Source organism: Streptomyces sp. HUAS TT7, from assembly GCF_051550175.1.
Classification (GTDB): Bacteria; Actinomycetota; Actinomycetes; order Streptomycetales; family Streptomycetaceae; genus Streptomyces.
This window is the reverse complement of record NZ_CP196175.1, coordinates 3475799-3495497: the sequence shown is the minus strand read 5'-3', so window position 1 is coordinate 3495497 and position 19699 is coordinate 3475799. Positions and strand designations below refer to the sequence as shown.

The 19699-nt window shown below is 72.4% G+C and carries 11 protein-coding genes; 10 read left to right on the top strand and 1 reads right to left on the bottom strand.

The annotated features are described in order from the left end of the window. Window positions 1-630: 630 nt before the first annotated feature. From ACSHXC_RS15530 to ACSHXC_RS15490, 9 genes are all read left to right on the top strand, one after another. Complete coding sequence (locus ACSHXC_RS15530; RefSeq protein ID WP_438296607.1) at window positions 631-2490, top strand: protein kinase domain-containing protein; 1860 nt, start codon at window positions 631-633, stop codon at window positions 2488-2490. A 170-nt stretch (window positions 2491-2660) separates the two neighbouring features. Then, window positions 2661-5273 (top strand): protein kinase, encoded by a 2613-nt coding sequence (locus ACSHXC_RS15525; protein WP_438292199.1) that lies wholly within the window; start codon window positions 2661-2663, stop codon window positions 5271-5273. Between the two features lie 292 nt (window positions 5274-5565). Then, the gene (locus tag ACSHXC_RS15520; protein WP_438296605.1) at window positions 5566-7131 is read left to right on the top strand and encodes a serine/threonine-protein kinase; all 1566 of its coding nucleotides are present in this window, start codon (window positions 5566-5568) and stop codon (window positions 7129-7131) included. Between the two features lie 199 nt (window positions 7132-7330). Continuing rightward, entirely contained in the window at window positions 7331-8845 is a 1515-nt protein-coding gene (locus tag ACSHXC_RS15515; protein ID WP_438292198.1) for a serine/threonine-protein kinase, read from the top strand. A gap of 80 nt (window positions 8846-8925) precedes the next feature. Continuing rightward, window positions 8926-10569 carry a serine/threonine-protein kinase gene (locus ACSHXC_RS15510; RefSeq protein WP_438292196.1) on the top strand — a complete coding sequence of 548 codons (1644 nt, stop codon included), beginning with the start codon at window positions 8926-8928 and terminating at the stop codon, window positions 10567-10569. A gap of 135 nt (window positions 10570-10704) precedes the next feature. Then, window positions 10705-12333 (top strand): succinic semialdehyde dehydrogenase, encoded by a 1629-nt coding sequence (locus ACSHXC_RS15505; protein WP_438292194.1) that lies wholly within the window; start codon window positions 10705-10707, stop codon window positions 12331-12333. A gap of 42 nt (window positions 12334-12375) precedes the next feature. After that, complete coding sequence (locus ACSHXC_RS15500; protein ID WP_438292192.1) at window positions 12376-14193, top strand: GMC oxidoreductase; 1818 nt, start codon at window positions 12376-12378, stop codon at window positions 14191-14193. 297 nt (window positions 14194-14490) lie between these two features. Next, window positions 14491-15693 carry a hypothetical protein gene (locus tag ACSHXC_RS15495; RefSeq protein ID WP_438292191.1) on the top strand — a complete coding sequence of 401 codons (1203 nt, stop codon included), beginning with the start codon at window positions 14491-14493 and terminating at the stop codon, window positions 15691-15693. 46 nt (window positions 15694-15739) lie between these two features. Next, a complete protein-coding gene (locus ACSHXC_RS15490; RefSeq protein ID WP_438292190.1) occupies window positions 15740-16972 on the top strand; it encodes a hypothetical protein in 1233 nt (410 codons plus the stop codon). A gap of 521 nt (window positions 16973-17493) precedes the next feature. On the opposite strand, the gene ACSHXC_RS15485 is transcribed toward ACSHXC_RS15490, so the two are convergent. Next, window positions 17494-17775, bottom strand: coding sequence for a chorismate mutase (locus ACSHXC_RS15485; RefSeq protein WP_344375438.1), 282 nt, complete (start codon window positions 17773-17775; stop codon window positions 17494-17496). A 323-nt stretch (window positions 17776-18098) separates the two neighbouring features. On the opposite strand from ACSHXC_RS15485, the gene guaA reads away from it, so the two are divergent. Next, window positions 18099-19688: a glutamine-hydrolyzing GMP synthase gene (guaA, locus tag ACSHXC_RS15480; RefSeq protein WP_053730344.1), complete on the top strand. Its 1590-nt coding sequence runs from the start codon at window positions 18099-18101 to the stop codon at window positions 19686-19688. The last annotated feature ends 11 nt before the right edge of the window (window positions 19689-19699 follow it).

Here is a 19699-nt window from a genome sequence, read left to right as displayed (position 1 = left end):
TCGCGGGAACCCCAGCGGGACGAGCGGCAGGAACCGGGGGCGTCGCCGACGCCCGCAGAGTCCGCCTCGGGCGAGGCGGGCACGAAGTCCGGGCGACGCCCGGCGAAGGCGGCGGGCAAGTCGTCGGACGCCGGGCGGGATGCGGCTGCCCCGAAGGGCAACTCGGGTTCCCGGCCGGAGGATGCGAAGCCCGGCGCTGCGGGCGCCGAGCGGGATGCCGCTGCCCGGGAGACCAAGCCGGACCCCCGGACGTCGGTCGCCAAGCCGGCTGCGAAGCCTGGCGCTGCGGCTGCCGAGCCGAGCGCGGAGGGTGGCTCGACCGAGCCCAAGCCGGGCTCCGGGGCCTCCGAGGCCAAGCCGGTTGCCAAGGCTGCGGACGCCGAGTCGGGTTCCCGGTCTGCCGTTGCCGAGTCGGCTGCGAAGCCGGTGGCTCAGCCGAGCCCTGAGGTTTCCCGGGCCGAGTCGGCAGCGAAGCCCGAGGGTGCCAAGCCGCTCGGGAAGTCGGCCTCCCCCTCGGCCGACGCCAAGTCCACCACGCCCACCACCGACGCGAAGCCGGCTCGCCGCTCCGCCGACGCCAAGCCCGTTGCCGCAGCAGAAGCCCCCAAGAAGGGCGGCGGTGAAGGCCGGTTGCTCGCGGGCCGCTACCGGCTCGGTGGGGTGCTCGGGCGCGGCGGGATGGGGACCGTCTGGCGGGCCGTCGACGAGACGCTGGGGCGGACCGTTGCCGTCAAGGAGCTCCGCTTCCCCTCCAGCATCGACGAGGACGAAAAGCGCCGGCTCATCACGCGCACCCTGCGCGAGGCCAAGGCGATCGCGCGGATCCGCAACACCGCCGCCGTGACCGTCTACGACGTCGTGGACGAGGACGACCGGCCCTGGATCGTGATGGAGCTCGTCGAGGGCAAGTCGCTCGCCGAAGCGGTGCGCGAGGACGGGACGCTGACGCCCCGCCGGGCCGCAGAGGTGGGGCTCGCGATCCTCGACGTGCTGCGTTCCGCGCACCGGGAAGGCATCCTGCACCGCGACGTCAAGCCGTCGAACGTGCTGATCGCCGAGGACGGCCGGGTCGTGCTGACCGACTTCGGCATCGCGCAGGTGGAGGGCGACCCCTCCATCACCTCCACCGGCATGCTCGTCGGCGCGCCCTCGTACATCTCGCCCGAGCGGGCCCGTGGCCACAAGCCCGGTCCGGCCGCCGACCTCTGGTCGCTCGGCGGGCTGCTGTACGCGAGCGTGGAAGGCGTGCCCCCGTACGACAAGGGCTCGGCGATCGCGACGCTGACCGCGGTGATGACCGAGCCGGTCGATCCGCCGAAGAACGCGGGGCCGCTCCTTGAGCAGGTCATCTACGGGCTGCTCGCGAAGGACCCGGCGCAGCGGCTCGACAACGCTGCCGCGCGCAAGCTGCTCACCGAGGTGCTCAACGCCCCGGAGCGCCCGGAGCCCGCTCCCGAGCCGGTCTCGCCCGAGGCGACCCGGGTGGTCCCGCTGCCGCCGCTGCCGCCGCTGCCGGGCGAGCCGAAGACCGACGCGGCCGCCGAGCGGGTGCGCGGCGCGCTCAAGTCCGTACGGAATGCGGCCGCCGAGGCCAAGGCGTCGGCCAAGGAGAAGGCGCAGGGCGCCCGGGAGGCGCGGGACGTCCGGAACAAGGCGGTGCCCGCGCCGCGGCCCAAGTCCGGGGCGCCGTCCGGCCCGGTGCCGCCGCCGCGCGCGCCGCTCACCGATGTCGTGCCGCGCCGCACCCTGGTGATCATCGCGGTGGTCGCGGCGCTCGTCATACTCGGCACCGTGCTCGCCGTCTCGCTCAGCGGAGGAGACGATTCCGCAGGCAAGTCGAAGAGCGACAAGCCGACCGCGAGCGGGCCCGCGACCGCCGGCTCCCCGGCGAGCAGCAAGAAGGGCACCGGCAGCCAGAAGCCCTCAGGCGGAGGCACCCCGTCCGGCCAGGGCTCCGCGGCCACGGCCGGACAGGGCGATGGCAAGGGTGACGGCACGGGCACGGGCACGGGCACCGGCGACAACAACAAGGGTGGTGGCACGGGCGGCACGGGCACTGCGGCCACCACTCCCTACAAGTCGAGCCAGGGCTTCTCCATAGGCCTGCCCGCGGGTTGGTCGTACAGCAAGACCGACGACGCGGGCGTCCGATTCAACGGTCCCAACGGTCAGCGCCTCCTGATCGGCTGGACCGACAGCCCCAAGTCGAACCCGGTGGCGGACTGGACGGACCAGGAGTCGTCCATGACGAGGCCGGGCTACAAGCGGGTGAAGATAGCCGCGGCGAACTACCGGGGCTGGCCGGCCGCCGACTGGGAGTTCACCTTCGACGACGACAGCGGAGCCAAGTACCACTCGGTGGACCGGGGCTTCGTCGTCAGCCTCAGCCAGGGCTACGGAATCATGTTCTCGGCCAAGGACGCGGACTGGTCGAAGCCCGAGACCCAGCAGACGCTGGCGGCGTTCTTCGCCACCTTCCAGCCCGCCTGACCCCGCCCGGGGAAACGTCCATCCCCCGGACGTGATGCGGCGGGGCCACGTATCGTGAGAGTTCGCGGACCGTACGCAGCCACAATGAGCCGGTAAACGACCGGAATTGACGGGTTGCGGCGGGACTGAGGTCCGTGGTCCGGGGGAACAGCGCGCTGTGGGGAGGCGTCGTGGACGACTATGCGGGTCGGGTGCTCGCCGACCGCTATCGGCTGCCGCTGCCCCCCGACGACACCTACGACCTCGTCGAGACGCGTGCCTTCGACACCTACAGCGGACAGGAAGTCCTGGTCCGGCAGGTCCCGTTGCCCGAGGTCGTCGACGCCGAGGTGCTCGACGGCGACGACGCGTACGGGACACCCGACGCCTATATGCGCGGGATCGGCAGCGGGTACGGCGCCGCGCCCGGCTACGGGCGGACCACCCGGCGGCCCGCCGATCCGGCCGTGCGCCGGGCCGTCGAGGCGGCCCAGGCGGCCGCGCAGATCCCCGACCATCCCCGCCTCGACCAGGTCTTCGACGTGTTCGCGCAGGACGGTTCGCTGTGGATCGTCAGCGAACTGGTCGCCGCGCGCCCGCTGTCGGCGCTGCTCGCAGAGCATCCGCTGAACCCTTTCCGCGCGGCCGAGGTCGCCTCCGACGTGCTGACCGCGCTCGCTGTGCTGCACGCGCACGGCTGGACGCACCGCAACATCACCGCCCGTACGGTGCTGATCTGCGACGACGGCCGGGTCGTGCTCACCGGCCTCGCGGCGGGCGCCGCCGAGGAGGCTCTGTGCGGATACGCCCCGGTGCCGCTCCCGCCGGACGGCGACGGGTTCGGCGAGGCGTCACCGCCCGAGCGATCGACCGGCCCCGCCGAAGCCGCACCGAGCGGCACTTCGAACGAGGCCGTACCGACCAGCACTTCCGGGGGTGGGCCCGACCCGCGCCCCGCGTCGCCCGGGGCCGCCGCGCGGGCCGGGGTGATCGCCGCGTACCGCGCGGGCGCCAGGGCCGCGGCCCGCACCGGCACGGACCTCCCGGTGCAGCGCCCCGCCCCGGACAGCGCGCCCGAGGGCACGCCTCCCTCCGAGCAGGCCCGCCGCGCCGGGCTCGAAGGGAGCTGGGCCACCCCTGATGCCCGCGGCGACCAGGGCATGTACGACCCCGTACGCGGTGTCCGGGTCCCGAGCGGCGCCCCCGCCAGCCCGTACGCCGAGGACCAGGGCCCCGACTCCGGGCGCACCCGCCGCCAGTACGACCCGGTGACCGGACGCTGGGTCCCGCGCCCCGCCCCGCGCCAGGCGGCCGAGACCCCGAACCCGTCCATCGATGAGACCAACTCCCGGAATTCTCAACGGAGTTCGGACAACCCGGCGTCTGCCGCCCCCGCTCCCGCCCCCAGAACCCCCGCCCTGCCCCCGGGTTTCCGGGCCGACGCCTTCCGCGCCGACTCGCAGCGTCAGCCGCATCTCAGTGCTCCGCTGCCCGTCCCGGTGGTCAAGCAGCGAGCGCCGGAACAGCGGACCGACCCGGCCGACGCTCCCTACCGCGGCCCCGCCAGCCGGCTCGCCGCCGAGCGGGCCCGGCACGCCCGGATGGCCGTCGTGGGGGCGGTCACCGAGCGCTGGGCGCCCGAGCAGGCCGGGCCCGTGCACGAGAACTGGCGGCTCGCCCCGCCGATCGGCCCCGCCACCGACCTCTGGGCGCTCGGCGCCCTGCTGTTCCGCGCGGTGCAGGGCCACGCCCCCTACCCGGAGGAGAGCGCGGCCGAGCTCGTCCAGATGGTGTGCGGGGAGCCGCCGGCGTTCGCCGAGGAGTGCGGGCCGCTGCGGCCGGTCGTCGAGTCGCTGCTGCGCCAGGACCCCACCGAGCGGCCGGAGTTCGAGGAACTGCGCGGCTGGCTGCGCTCGCTGGTGCGGTCCGCGCCCGAGCCGGACGCGGGTACCCGCATCGCCCCGCTCATCGTGCCCGACGCCAAGCGGCTCCCCATCCTGCGCCGCCGCGGCGAACTCGTACGGCGCAGACGGCGCGGCGCCGCCCCCGTGCCCGTCGCCCCGCCCGCCGAGCACGGCCGCCACCGCCAGGCCGCGCCACGGAGCCGGAGACCGAGGTCGCTCGGCCGGCTCCTCCTCCTGCTCATCCTGGTGCTGCTCGCCGCGGCGATCGCGTACGCCGTGCTCTTCATGCCGCGGTCGGACTCCGCGCAGAACACCGGCAGCGTCACCCCGCCGCACACCGACGGGCAGCAGAGCCCCGGCGGAGCCTCCCAAGTGCCCACGCCCGGCGGCACGCCGCCCTCGCAGCAGACGCAGACCACCGGGTCCGGCGGGACCGGTGCCACCCCGGCCGCCGGTTACGCCGTGCGCAAGGACGCCGAGGGGTTCCAGGTCGGTGTCGACAAGAGCTGGCAGCGGCAGCCCATGAACGATGCCGGGCAAGTCCGTTATGTCGGAGGTGACTTCACTCTGATCGTCGTTCCCGGGCGGGACCCGGTGAAGGACAACGGGTCGGATCCGCTGGCCTACCAGGCCGACAAGGAGCGCGAACTCCAGCCCTACCGGGACTCCAGCTGGTCCACCTCCACCGGGCTGCGGCGCATCGACGTGGGGCAGCGGTCCATGGCCGAGGGGCAGTTCACCTGGCGCGACAGCAACGGCCGCCAGGTCTATGTGCGCAATCTCGCCATGATCATTAATGGCCGATATCACGTGGTCCAGGTCATCGGACCGGAGGCGCAGCGTGACAAGGTGACGGAGGTCTTCGGGCAGGCCACCGGCGCCTATCAGGCCACCCGCTGACATCCGGTCACGCTGCGCAGTCCCCGAAATCACCCCGCCCGCACGGGATTCGACGGTTTTGTTCGGCTCGAAACACGGCCGAAAGACCCGATCACCGCGGGACCAACGGTCCGTATGGTCACGGTTGGGTGCCCCGAGGTTCCCTGGCCGGATTCCGCTCCGTAATCTGACCTCGTAGGGAAGGTCTGGGCGGGCGGGGGACGTGGAAAACACTCACAGCACGAACGGCTCCGGCGCGGGGCTGCTGCTCGCCGGGCGCTATCGGCTCGGCGACGCGATAGGCCGCGGCGGTATGGGCAAGGTCTGGCGTGCCCACGACGAGGTCCTGCACCGCACCGTCGCCGTCAAGGAACTCACCGCCGCCCTCTACGTGGCCGAGGCCGACCGGGCGATCCTGCACGCACGCACCCAGAAGGAAGCCCGCGCCGCCGCCCGCATCACCCACCCCGGCGTGGTCACCGTGCACGACGTCCTCGACCACGACAACCGGCCCTGGATCGTCATGCAGTACGTCGACGGGCCCTCGCTCGCCGACGCCGTCAAGGCCGCCGACGACCACCGCATCGACGCGCGCGAGGCCGCCCGCATCGGCCTGCACGTCCTCGGCGCGCTCCGCGCGGCCCACGCGGCCGGCGTCCTGCACCGGGACGTGAAGCCGGGCAACGTGCTGCTCGCCAGTGACGGGCGGGTGCTGCTCACCGACTTCGGGATCGCCGCCATCGAGGGCGACGTCACCATCACCAAGACCGGCGAACTCGTCGGCTCCATCGACTACCTGGCGCCCGAGCGGGTCCAGGGCGCCCACCCGGGCCCCGCCTCCGACCTGTGGTCGCTCGGCGCCACCCTGTACGCCGCCGTGCAGGGCGAGTCGCCGTTCCGCCGGGACTCGCCGATCTCCACCATGCAGGCCGTGGTGGAGGACGAACCCCCGGCGCCCGACCGGGCCGGACCGCTGGCCCCCGTGATCGTCGCGCTGCTCCGCAAGGATCCGGAGGAGCGCCCCTCGGCCGCGGAGGCCGAGCGGATGTTCCTCGACGCGATGGAGGGGCGTGCCTCCAAGGCCGCCCAGGCCTATGTGCCGACCCGTCAGATGTCCGAGCGGGACATGCGCTCGGCCGCTGCCTCACAGACCGGGCCCACCGAGCTCGACGCAGCCCCGCGCCCGGTCCCGGAGCGGCCCGCCCCGCAGACCGCCACCCGGCCCGCGCCGCGCAGGCGCCGCTGGCGCACCGTGGCCCTGGTCGTCGTACTGGCCGCGGTCGTCGGCGTGGGCGCCGGATTCGCGTACATGAAGTACCAGGAGGGCAGGGACGGCTCGGAGGGCGGCGGCACGGGGGCCTCCAGCCCGTCCACCACCCCCGAGTCCGGCAACAAGCCCGGCGGCGACCCGTCCGTGCCCGCCGGTTTTCAGCGGGTCAAGGACCCGGCCGGCTTCACCCTGCTCGTGCCCAAGGGCTGGAAGCGGCAGATGGACGGCACCGAGATCGACTACACCCCGGACAACGGCAAGCACCGCATCCGGATCAGCATCGACAAGGTGCCCGACTTCGAGAACCCGTACATGCACATGCTCAACCTGGAGAAGACGCTGAAGGAGCGGCTGCAGTACAAGCGGCTCACCCTGCACAGCAACACCTTCCGGGACCAGGTGAAGTCGTCCCTCTGGGAGTTCACCTACTACGAGAAGCAGGACTTCCCCGGCAAGCGGCACGCCATCGACCAGATGTATTACGGCGAGGGGGGCAAACCCGAGTACGCCATCTACATGTCGGGCCCCGACGAGGACTGGGCGACCATCCGCCAGCAGTTCGACACGGTGCTCCAGGGCTGGCAGCCCACCTCCTCCAACGGCGCCTGACCGGGCCGTTCCCACCTGCGGCGAACGCCGTCGGAGCCCGCCCGGGGTGCGGCATGATGGGCCCTGGACGTTGTGCGGGTGGATCGAGGGGGACCCGGTGACCACAGCAGAGCAGGATCCAAGAGATCCCCAAAGCCGTCCCGATTCCCGTCTGGTGGCGGGGCGTTACCGCCTCGGGGGGAGGCTCGGCCGGGGCGGGATGGGCACGGTCTGGCGCGCGCAGGACGAACTGCTCGGCCGCCAGGTCGCCGTCAAGGAACTGCACCCCGAGGGCGGCGCGCCGGCCACCGCGGCGCTGCGTGAGGCCCGCGCGGTCGCCCAGATCAAGCACCCGCACGTCATCGTCGTCCACGACGTCGTCGAGGAGGCCGGCCCCGAAGGCGCGGGCGGGCGTTCGTACATCGTGATGGAACTCGTCGACGGCGGCTCGCTCGCCGACCGGCTCGCCTCCGCCGGGCCCGTCGGGGTCCAGGAGGCCGCCCGCATCGGGGTCGCCCTCCTCGGCGCGCTCGCCACCGCCCACGCCCGGGGCGTCCTTCACCGCGACCTCAAGCCCGCCAACGTCCTCATCGAGGAGGGCAGCGGACGTGTCGTGCTCACCGACTTCGGCATCGCGCAGGTGCCGGGAACCTCGACCATCAGCGAGGAGGGCGCGTTCGTCGGCTCGCCCGAATACACCGCGCCCGAGCGGATGCAGGGCGCGAACGCCGGGCCCGAGTCGGACCTGTGGTCCCTCGGCGCGCTGCTGTGCGCGGCCCTGAGCGGCGAATCCCCCTTCCATCGCGACTCGTTGGGCGGCGTCCTGCACGCCGTCGTCCTCGACGAGATCCGCCCGCCCCGGGCCGCCGGCCCGCTGCTCCCCGTCGTCCACGGCCTCCTGGAGCGCGACCCCGCGCACCGGCTCGGGGCGGTGGAGGCGGAGTCGCTGCTGCGTACGTTCGCCGCGACGGGCAGCACCCCCAGACCGCGCTACGTGCCGACCGAGCGCGTCGACCAGCCGGTGCCGCCGGCCCCCGAACTCCCCGCCACACCCGTCACATCGCCCTCGCCCGTCGCGCGACCCTGGCAGGCCCGGGGTGTGCTGGTCGGAGCCGCGCTGGTGATCGTGCTCGCCGGGGCGGGCGCGGCCGTCGCGGTCCTCGCGCTCGGCGACGCGGGAGGGGGCCGTACCTCGGTGGAGCAGTCCGCGCCGAGCACCGGCGCCGCCCCGCCGGGCGCCTCCTGGCGGCCGCCTCCTCCGCCGCCCCCGGGGCAGGCCCCGCCGCCCCCGGTGCCCGACGGATTCCGCGCCGTCCGCGACCCGGACGGCTTCACACTCGTCCTGCCCGAGGGTTACGTCCGTACCACCGACGAGCAGCGCGTGTTCTACAAGTCCCCGGACGGCGCCCTCCGGATCGGCATCCGCACTCAGAACGCGGTGTCCGGCGGGCCGCTCGGCGTCATGAAACTCGCGGCCGCGAACGGGCCCGCCAGCAACCCCGGTTACCGCGACGGCAAGGTCACCGCGACCACCCACCACGGGCGGGACGCGGCGCTGTGGGAGTTCACCTGGAACGGATTCACCCGGGCCGAGGGCGCCCGGCACACCTATGACGAGTGCTGGGACGACTTCGGGCGGATGTACGACGTGTGGGTGTCGGCGCCGGTCGGACGGCTCGACGAGGCGAAGCGGGCCTTCGACACCGCGCTCGACTCCTTCGTGCCGGGACCCTGAGCCGCCCGCTTCTGTCACGGGTGTGCATCCGCACTTGGCCCGATGTGGCACCCCGCACGGCCGTTCGTCAGGATGTGAACATGACGAACGATGGGGGACGGGCGAACGAGCCCACCAGCTACGGCCTGCGGCCCCCGGAGCCCGCTCCGGTGCCGCAGCAGACGCCGTACGAACCGAAGCCGTACGCGCCGACGCAGCAGCAACGGGCCGACGGCACCGGCGACGGCACGGGCCGGCTGCTCGGCGGCCGCTACCGGCTGGTGGGGCGGCTCGGGCACGGCGGCATGGGCACGGTCTGGCGGGCCCGCGACGAGGTTGTCGACCGGGACGTCGCGGTCAAGGAACCCCGCGTGCCCGACCACTTGGGGGAGCGGGAACGAGCCAACGTATACCTGCGCATGCAGCGCGAGGCCCGCGCCGCCGCCCGCATCGACCACCCCTCGGTGGTCACCGTGCACGACGTCGTCATGGAGGACGGCAAGCCCTGGATCGTCATGGAGCTGGTGCGCGGCCAGTCGCTCGCCGACCGGCTCCAGGAAGGCACCCTCGACATCCGCGAGGCCGCCAGGATCGGCCTGGCCGTGCTCGGCGCCCTGTCGGCGGCCCACGAGGCGGGCGTCCTGCACCGGGACGTGAAGCCGGACAACGTGCTGCTCGGGCGCGGCGACCGGGTCGTGCTCACCGACTTCGGCATAGCCCAGGTCGAGGGCGAGCAGGGCCTGACCGAGACCGGCGCGTTCGTCGGCTCGCCCGAATTCATCGCCCCGGAACGGGTCCTCGGCCAGCGCCCCGGCCCCGAGTCCGACCTCTGGTCGCTCGGCGTCGTGCTGTACGCGGCGGTCGAGGGCATGTCGCCGTACCGGCGCAGCAACACCCCCGCCACCCTCCAGGCCGTGCTCTCCGCCGAACCGCAGATGCCCGCCCGCGGCTCCGGCGCGTTCGGCACCCTCGTCATGCAGCTCCTGCGCAAGGACCCGGCGGCCCGGCCCAGCGCCGCCGAGGTCCGCGCGACGCTGGAACCGGCCGCAAACCCGGCCCCGGCTCCGCTCGCGGCGACCCGGCTGTACGCGGGCGACGGGGGATCCACCGGCGGGAGCCGCTGGGTGCCGCCGGTGCTCGTCGGCAGCCGCAAGGCCCAACTCGGTCTCGGCGGCGGTGTGTTGGCGGTTGCCGCGGCGCTCGTGCTGCTCCTGGCGGACCCGTTCGGCGGCGGCGGCCTGCCCGCGGGCTGGCAGGTCCGGCCCGAGAACGAGGTGCTGCACGCGGACGTCACCGTCCCCGACGACTACGCGCGCACCCAGGGCACCGACGGCGACAACGTCTCCTACAAGGACCCGAGCGCCGTCTTCCAGATCTACGCCGACCGGCTCGACCCGGCCACCGACAAGACCCACAACACGCTGCCCGGCGACCCCGGGGCGTGGAAGACGTACTACGAGAAGGGTGGCAGGAACGGCATCGAGTTCAGGGACGGCAAGGTGACCACCACCACCGTCAAGCACCAGGGCAAGCAGGCGTACGACATCGTCACCGACTACACCCCGAACTCGGCCTCCTCCGACCCCAACCCGACCCGCTACCGCTACCACGAGCTGCTCGTGCCCGGGAAGGGCACCGCCTACTGGCGGCTGCGGGTGTCCATGCCGGCCGCGGGCAAGGCGGCCAAGGACGGCGAGGAGCTGTTCACTCGGGTCGCGGACGGTCTGAAGATCCACGACCTGTAACTTCTTCGGCCCCTGGTAGCCGTAAGTCGCTGATCAGCACTTATGCAGCCAGTGATCGCTGGCGGGGTTACCGGGGGTCCGAAAACCCGTTACCGACGGGTACCGAAAGTGCTCCGGCGGGCATACGCTCGCCCCATGACGGACTCGCAGGCCTCGCCCACGACCACCCTCAAGCCCGCCGGGACCAACCCGGTCGCCCCGGCCCCGGCAGGCGCGCGCACCGCCGCCGATGTGGTCACGGGCCAGCTGGTCGCCCAGCTCACCCGGGGTGTGGCCGGCTCCGGACGGACCGCCAACCACACCCCGTTCACCGGCGAGAAGCTGGCCGACCTGCCCGAGTCCACGCCCGAGGACGTCGCCGAGGCCTTCGTGCGCGCCCGCGCGGCGCAGCGCGCCTGGGCCGCGACGCCGGTCCGTGCCCGCGCCGCCGTGCTGCTCCGCTTCCACGACCTGGTGCTCGCCCGCCAGGCCGAGGTGCTCGACCTGATCCAGCTGGAGACCGGCAAGGCGCGCCTGCACGCGCACGAAGAGGTGCAGGCCGTCGCCGTCGCCGCCCGGCACTACGGGCGAAAGGCCCCGGCCTATCTGAAGCCCAAGCGGCACACGGGAGTTGTGCCCACCCTGACCAAGGTCACCGAGCTGCGCCAGCCGCGCGGGGTCGTCGGGCAGATCGCGCCCTGGAACTACCCGCTCGAACTGTCGGTGGGCGACGCGCTGCCCGCGTTCGTCGCCGGCAACGCCGTCGTCATGAAGCCCGACACCGAGACCGCGCTGACCGCCCTGTGGGCGCGCGACCTGCTGATCGAGGCGGGCCTTCCGGCCGAGGTCTTCCAGGTCGTCCTCGGGGACGGGCCGGTCGTCGGCCCCGAGGTCGTCAAGCACGCCGACTACGTCTCCTTCACCGGCTCGACCCGTACCGGCCGCGAGGTCGCCCAGGGCGCCGCGGCCCGACTGGTCGGCGTATCGCTGGAGTTGGGCGGCAAGAACGCCATGCTCGTACTCCACGACGCCGACGTGGAGAAGGCCGCCGCGGGCGCGGTCCGCGCCTGCTTCTCCTCCGCAGGACAACTCTGCATTTCGATCGAGCGACTGTACGTTCACGAATCGATCGCCGACGCCTTCGTCGAGCGATTCGCCGCACGTACGAAGGCGATGCGGCTCGGTCGATCACTCGCGTACGGAGCGGACATGGGCTCGCTGGTCGGCGAGCGCCAGCTGGAGACCGTCACCCGGCACGTGGAGGAGGCCGTCGCCAAGGGCGCCAAGCTCGTCGCGGGCGGCGTCGCCCGCCCCGACATCGGCCCGCTCTTCTACGAGCCCACCATCCTCGACGGCGTCGAGGCCCCCATGGCGGTGTGCACCGAGGAGACCTTCGGCCCGGTCGTCTCGATCTACCGCTTCAAGGACGAGGACGAGGTCGTCGAGCAGGCCAACGGCACGCCGTACGGCCTCAACTCCTCGGTGTGGACGAAGGATTCGCGCCGCGGCCACGAGGTGGCGGCCAGGCTGAGCACCGGCACGGTCAACATCAACGAGGGGTACGCGCCCGCGTACGGCAGCGTCCAGTCGCCGATGGGCGGCATGAAGGACTCCGGCCTCGGCCGCCGGCACGGCTCCGAGGGCATCCTCAAGTACACCGAGGCCCAGACCATCGCCCAGCAGCGCATCCTCCCCCTTGCCCCGTCCTTCGGCATGGACGACGAGAAGTACGCGGCCTTCATGAGCCGCAGCCTGAAGGCGATGAAGGCCCTGCGCCTGCGCTAGCTCCCACCGGAAACCAGTCCGCCCCTGTGCACGAGGAGAGCCATGTCCCAGGTACCCCCAGCCCGGAAACCGGACGAGGACAGCGGGGACGGCCACGGCTACGACTATGACGTCGTCGTGATCGGCTCGGGCTTCGGCGGCTCGGTGACGGCGCTGCGGCTCACCGAGAAGGGGTACAGGGTCGGCGTTCTGGAGGCGGGCCGCCGCTTCACCCCGGCCACGCTCCCCAAGAACTCCTGGGACATCAAGAACTACCTGTGGGCGCCGAAGCTCGGCCTGTACGGCATCCAGCGCATCCACCTGCTCGGCAACGTGATGGTGCTCGGCGGCGCCGGCGTCGGCGGGGGCTCCCTCAACTACGCCAACACCCTCTATGTGCCGCCGAAGCAGTTCTTCGACGACCCGCAGTGGAAGGACATCACCGACTGGCAGGACGAGCTGGCGCCGTACTACGACCAGGCGCGGCGCATGCTCGGGGTGCGGCTCAACCCGACGATGACGCCCTCCGACGTCCACCTCAAGGCCGCCGCCCAGCGCATGGGGGTCGGCGACACCTTCCATATGGCGCCCGTCGGCGTCTTCTTCGGCGACGGCCGGGACGCCGACGGTGCGTCAAAGGCCAAGCCCGGCATGGTGGTTGACGACCCGTACTTCGGCGGGGCCGGTCCGTCGCGCAAGGCGTGCACCGAGTGCGGCGAGTGCATGACGGGCTGCCGGCACGGCGCGAAGAACACCCTCAACGAGAACTACCTCTACCTCGCGGAGAAGGCGGGCGCGGTCGTCCACCCCATGACGACCGTCGTCTCGGTGACCGGCGACTCGCGCGGCGGCCACGCCGTCGCCACCCTGCCCACCGACCGCAAGAACTCCGCGGGCCGGCTCTTCACCGCCCGTCGTGTCGTCATCGCGGCCGGTACCTACGGCACCCAGACCCTGCTGCACCGGATGAAGGCTGGCGGTCAACTCCCGTACATCTCAAAGAAGTTGGGCGAGCTGACCCGGACCAACTCCGAGGCGCTCGTCGGCGCGCAGACCACCAGCCGCCGCTACCGCAGGCGGCACGGCGCGCCCAGGGTCGACTTCACCCGGGGCGTCGCCATCACCTCCTCGATCCACCCGGACGAGAACACCCACATCGAGCCGGTCCGCTACGGCAGGGGCTCGAACGCGATGGGCAGCATGTCGATCCTCCAGGTGCCGTACGGGGTCAACCGGGTGCGCAACTGGCTCGGCAACGCGGCCAAGCACCCCCTGCTCCTCGCGCGTTCGATCAGCAACCACCGCTGGTCCGAGCGAACGATCATCGGCCTGGTCATGCAGTCACTCGACAATTCGCTCACCACCCATCTCAAGCCGGACGGCGTCGGCAAGGGCCTGCTGACCGCCGAGCAGGGCCACGGCGCGCCCAACCCCAAGCAGATCAGGGCGGCCACCGAGGGGGCGACGGCGATCGCCGCGGAGATCAACGGCTTCGCCGGTTCGAACGTCGGCGAGCTCATGGGCACCCCGCTCACCGCGCACTTCCTGGGCGGCTGCCCGATCGGCGACTCGGCCGAGACCGGAGTGATCGACCCGTACCACCGGCTGTACGGGCACCCCGGCATCTCGGTCGTCGACGGGGCGGCCGTCTCGGCGAACCTCGGCGTGAACCCGTCCCTGACGATCACCGCACAGGCCGAGCGCGCGATGTCGCTCTGGCCGAACAAGGGCGAGGAGGACCCGCGCCCCGCGCAGGGCGCCGCCTATGTCCGCCTTGCCCCGGTCGAGCCGAAGTCCCCGGCGGTCCCGGCGGAGGCGTTCGGGGCCCTGAAGCTGCCGTTCCTGGGAATGCCGGCCGTGCCGCCGAAGGCGGACGGGTAACGCCGCCGGTCCCACACGGCAAGAGGCGCTGCACCCCCCTCCGAGTGCAGCGCCTCTTACGTATGCGGAGACCTGGTGGAGCCCCGCCGGCGTGCACAGAACGCGGGCGAGGCTGTTGGTTCCGCATGCATGACCTGTGACTCCTGTGAATGGTTGTCCTGCCTTCACGAAATCCTTATGTGATCCACGCCACCGCTCTCTGGCGGCAACCTTCGCGCGGCTCCGCATGTCGAACCGCTGCTGCGGCGCGTGCCGCGGTGCGTGCTGCGCAGGACATGCCAAGAGGGGCCACCAGAAGTGAGCGAGAAGCCGCCGAGCTCGAAGGGGTCGTCCGGCGACGACTCGCTGCCGGACGGGATGCCGGACGAGATCTGGGAGCAGTTCGTCCGCGACACCGAGCAGGACATCAGGAAGTCCGCGCCCAAGGAGCCCTCGGCGCGGGCCCGGATGGTGACCGAGCGGCTGCGCAGGGAGCAGGAGGCCGCCGAGAGCCGGGCCCGCGGCCGCAAGGGCAAGAAGCGCCCCGCCGAGCCGGAGGGCTGGCGCACCGGCCCCGCCTGGCAGGAGATGAACGGGCGCGCCGGGCGCAGGCGCCGCATGTGGGGCGTGCTCGGCATCTTCGCCGCCGTCGGCGTCCTCCTTGTCGCACTGAACCCGTCCCGCGCGCTGTCCCTGATCACCGGCGACGACAGCTCCGGCGACTCGGCGACGGCCCAGCTTCCGCCGGAGACCGCCGCGCCCACCGCCGCCCCCTCCTTCTCCGACCCGGACCGCCCCACCCTGAAGGAGCCGTTCCGCGGCTCGCCCGCGGTGCAGTACGCGGACGGCGCCGCTGGCATCGAGCTGCCCGAGGCCACCGCCCTGGGCGGGCTCTCCAAGGAGCAGGTGGCCGCGGCCCTGACCCGCACCCGCGACCTCCTGATCGACGCGAACCTGAACCCGGCGACCCTGCGCGGCGGCCGCCCCGAGGCCGCCCTCGCGCTCATCGACCCGCTGCAGAAGGACGTCCTCGCACGCTTCACCACCGACCTGGCCAAGCCGGACAAGGACCATGACCCGCTGAACTTCTTCAGCCGGTTCGACCCCAAGAAGGTCAAGCTCGTCGGGGACGTGGTCAAGACCCGTGGCCGGACGACGGTCGGCAAGGACGCCACGAGCGGGGTCGTCGTGCACGCCGACTACACCTTCGTCTACCCGCTGGTGAAGACGGCGCCGGGCTCGACGGAGGTGGCCCGCACGATCGTGCGCCGGATCCTCGACGTCCAGGTCTCCGACCCGTCCGTCATGCGGTCCACCGCCGGAAAGCTCTGGATCGTCAAGTACGACGTGGACATCGCCAACTCGGCCTGCGACAGCAACGACGGCTATCTCCACCCCGACTTCGCCGACGAGACCCCTTCGGGTCCCTCTCCGAGCGGCTCTCCCGTCGACCCGTACGACCGCAGCAGGGAGCTGGCGCCGGACCGCCCGGAGGGCTGCGGCCTGGTCAGCCGCACGTAGGTCCTGCTGCTTCTCCCGAACTCCCTTGCAGACATGGAGAGTTGACATGAGAACCCGTACCGCGCCGGCCGGTGCCGCGGTGGCGCTGGGGGCGCTGCTCCTGACCGCCTGCGGCCCGTCCGCCCCGGCCGCGAAACCGGCGGCACCCAGCGCCTCGCCCGCCCACCCGGTCTTCTCCAAGCCCCTGGACGCCCGCCCGTACGCGGCGCTGGGCCAGACCAAGGCGGCGAAGAACGCGACGTTCACCCAGACCGTCACCTTCTCGGCGAAGGGCGCCGACGCGGTCCTGAAGACGACCGGCAAGCTGGACTTCGAGGGCGGCCGCGCGGACGGCTCGCTGGGCTGGAACGTGGGGGAGGGGTTCCCGGAGGGGGCGGCGAAGGCGCTGGGGACGGTGGACGCCCACCGCAAGCGGAACGACAGGGTGGCCCGCCTGGTCGTCGACCGCCAGAACGTCAACTACCGCTCGGCTACGGCGGATTACTGGCTGCGCTACACCGGAACCACCCCGCTGACCGGGGACCCGTACGGATACGCGGCCCTGGCTGCCAACGACTGGCGTGGCACCCAGGTGCCGCTCAACGGCACGCTGCTCGAAATCCTCGCGGCGACCGCCGAGGTCAAGGAGGAGGCGCTGCCGGACGGTGGCCGCCGCTACCGGACCGCCCTGGTCGGACGGTCCGTCACTCAGCTCCTGAGGGGCATCGTTCACGACGGTGGGCTGGCCGAGGCCGGCAATACGGCGCGTTACCCCCTCACCATGACCGTGGACCGGGACGGCCGGATCACCTCCGTCGAGACCGACGCGTCGGCGGCCGTCGCCAAGGGGGATCAGAGCGAGCTCGCCCAGGTGCAGAGCGCGCGTATCAAGCTGACGCTCGACGGCTACGGGTCTTCGGCGCCCGGCGCCGTACCGGCCGCGGACAAGGTCCTCCCCGCGGCTGACGCCGTCGTCCAGCTCCGGGGGAGCAAGGCCGGGGCCTGCGTCGACTTCGGTACGGGGCTGACCGACACGAGCCTCGTGGTCAAGGCCGAGTGCGGGCACCCGCACGACGGCCGAATCCTCGCCCGTCCCGAGCTCCAGGGCAGCGGCTACCCCGGCAGCGCGGCAGCGAAGAAACAGGCGGACACGGAGTGCAAGACGGCCTTCCACGACGCGCCTTCCGCCTGGACCGGCGAAGGCGTCGACGAGGGGGCGTTCTGGTACACCTGGCCCAGCGAGGGTGACTGGAAGCGGGACTCGCAGCACGCCGCGACCTGCTACATCCTCACCCGCTGAATCCGCTGACCAGACGAAGGGCCCCGCAGCCACCCCGTACCGCTGACTCGTACGGGTGGCCGACGGGGCCCTGGGCCGTCAGCACCGACGTCAGGGCAGCGTCGGTGCCGCGGGGCGGCGCCGGGGGGTGCGCCGCTGGTCCGGGTGCGCCAGGGTGGCCGACCCGGCGCGTGCGGGGCGCGCGAGTGGTGTCGACCAATGGCAACAGGGGTGCGGAGTGCGGGACTTGTCTTTGCATCGTGCTGGATGGGCTGCGCCCGGCGCAACCGTTTCGACCGGATGCGGTCGGCCCCGGGCGTCCCCGGAACCGACCGCCCCTATGGGGTGACCGGGCTGCTGTCCCCTGCCGTCCGGTCACGCACACCGGGGCGAGGTCCCACGACGCACTTGCAGGTGCGTCACACGCCCCAGCGGAGCCACGCGTGGTTTTTTCGGGCCCGCCCCTGGCTGGCACGGACACCCCACCAACGAAGCCGGGCCGGGGACGGTCACGGTGCCGTACGGGTGAGGAGCGACCGAACTCAGATACGGCCCCGGCACAGCTCCAGCATCGTCATCGCGAGCGCGGTACCGGGCTTGCCCAGGGCGTCGCGGAAGCGGGCCAGGACCTCCATCTCGCGGTTCAGACTGACCCGGCGGCCGCCGGAGGCGATGCGGGACTCCTGGATGACGGCCGAGACGGCCATGCGTTCCTGGACGAGGCCGATGATGTGGTCGTCCAGCGCGTCGATGCGCTCGCGCGCGCCGGTGATCACGGCCGCGGCCTCGTCGGTGCGGGCGCCGGTCTTCTCGGTGACGGACATGTTCACGGGGGCTCCTCGGAATTCGGTGCGGCGCCCCAGGACCGGCAAGGACCGGAAACCGACAGAGCGCCCCGGGCCTTGTCGGCCCGGGGCGCTCTGTGGAAGTTCGCTCGTCAGTTGCTCAAGCAGCACGACCATGGCGTCCGGCGGGCCGGATGCCATAGGTAAAGACGAAGGTCTGGTGCTTGCGCATGGGCACAGTATGGACCGACGCCCGGGAAGCGGGCCAATCCAGGTTCGGATGGTGAGACGAACCGGCCACCGCCCGCCCCGGTAGAATCGACAAATACCGACCCCCTCCCACCGCCGGAAGGCCGCCACCCGTGCCAGCAGCACCCTCCGCAGCCGCGCCCGACAGCAACCCGGACGTCGTCCTGGTTGTCGACTTCGGCGCGCAGTACGCCCAGCTCATCGCCCGCCGCGTCCGCGAGGCCCGGGTCTACAGCGAGATCGTCCCGAGCAGCATGCCCGTGGCCGAGATGCTGGCCAAGAACCCGAAGGCGATCATCCTCTCCGGTGGCCCGTCCTCCGTGTACGCCGAGGGGGCCCCGCGCCTGGACCGCGAGATCTTCGAGGCCGGGGTGCCGGTCTTCGGCATGTGCTACGGCTTCCAGCTGATGGCGACGACGCTCGGCGGCACGGTCGACGACAACGGCGCCCGCGAGTACGGCCGCACCCCGCTGACCGTCTCCAAGCTCGGCTCCACCCTCTTCGAGGGCACCCCGGCCGAGCAGTCGGTGTGGATGTCGCACGGCGACGCCTGCTCGGCCGCCCCCGAGGGCTTCACGGTGACGGCCTCCACCGACGTCGTCCCGGTCGCCGCCTTCGAGAACGACGAGAAGAAGCTGTACGGCGTCCAGTACCACCCCGAGGTGCTGCACTCCACGCACGGCCAGCAGATCCTGGAGCACTTCCTCTACCGCGGCGCGGGCATCGAGCCGACCTGGACGACGCACAACGTCGTCGAGGAGCAGGTCGCCCTCATCCGCGAGCAGGTCGGCACCAAGCGCGCGATCTGCGGCCTGTCCGGCGGCGTGGACTCCGCGGTCGCCGCGGCCCTCGTGCAGAAGGCCATCGGCTCCCAGCTGACCTGCGTGTACGTCGACCACGGCCTGATGCGCAAGGGCGAGACCGAGCAGGTCGAGAAGGACTTCGTGGCCGCCACCGGCGTCCAGCTGAAGGTCGTCGACGCGCAGGAGCGGTTCCTCACCGCGCTCGCCGGGGTCTCCGACCCGGAGACCAAGCGGAAGATCATCGGCCGCGAGTTCATCCGCGTCTTCGAGCAGGCGCAGCTGGAGATCCTCCAGGAGGACGGCCCCGAGGTCGCCTTCCTCGTCCAGGGCACGCTGTACCCGGACGTCGTGGAGTCCGGCGGCGGCACCGGCACCGCGAACATCAAGTCGCACCACAACGTGGGCGGCCTGCCCGACGACATCGAGTTCGAGCTCGTCGAGCCGCTGCGCAAGCTGTTCAAGGACGAGGTCCGCATGGTCGGCCAGGAGCTCGGCCTGCCGGACGAGATCGTCCAGCGCCAGCCGTTCCCCGGCCCCGGCCTCGGCATCCGCATCGTCGGCGAGGTCACCAAGGACCGCCTCGACCTGCTGCGCGAGGCCGACGCGATCGCCCGCGAGGAGCTGACCGCGGCCGGCCTCGACCGCGAGATCTGGCAGTGCCCGGTCGTGCTGCTCGCCGACGTGCGCTCGGTGGGCGTCCAGGGCGACGGCCGCACCTACGGCCACCCGATCGTGCTGCGCCCGGTCTCCTCCGAGGACGCCATGACAGCGGACTGGACGCGGATGCCGTACGACGTGCTCGCGAAGATCTCCACCCGCATCACCAACGAGGTCGCCGACGTGAACCGCGTCGTCCTCGACGTGACGAGCAAGCCCCCGGGCACGATCGAGTGGGAGTAGTCCCCACAGCC

What these genes read in the sequence shown, in the direction of transcription:
- ACSHXC_RS15520 (WP_438296605.1), top strand. Translation starts at nt 5,566, where the DNA reads ATGGGCAAGGTCTGGCGTGCCCACGACGAGGTCCTGCACCGCACCGTC.
- ACSHXC_RS15515 (WP_438292198.1), top strand. Translation starts at nt 7,331, where the DNA reads ATGGGCACGGTCTGGCGCGCGCAGGACGAACTGCTCGGCCGCCAGGTC.
- ACSHXC_RS15510 (WP_438292196.1), top strand. Translation starts at nt 8,926, where the DNA reads ATGACGAACGATGGGGGACGGGCGAACGAGCCCACCAGCTACGGCCTG.
- ACSHXC_RS15505 (WP_438292194.1), top strand. Translation starts at nt 10,705, where the DNA reads ATGACGGACTCGCAGGCCTCGCCCACGACCACCCTCAAGCCCGCCGGG.
- ACSHXC_RS15500 (WP_438292192.1), top strand. Translation starts at nt 12,376, where the DNA reads ATGTCCCAGGTACCCCCAGCCCGGAAACCGGACGAGGACAGCGGGGAC.
- ACSHXC_RS15490 (WP_438292190.1), top strand. Translation starts at nt 15,740, where the DNA reads ATGAGAACCCGTACCGCGCCGGCCGGTGCCGCGGTGGCGCTGGGGGCG.
- ACSHXC_RS15485 (WP_344375438.1), bottom strand. Translation starts at nt 17,775, where the DNA reads ATGTCCGTCACCGAGAAGACCGGCGCCCGCACCGACGAGGCCGCGGCC.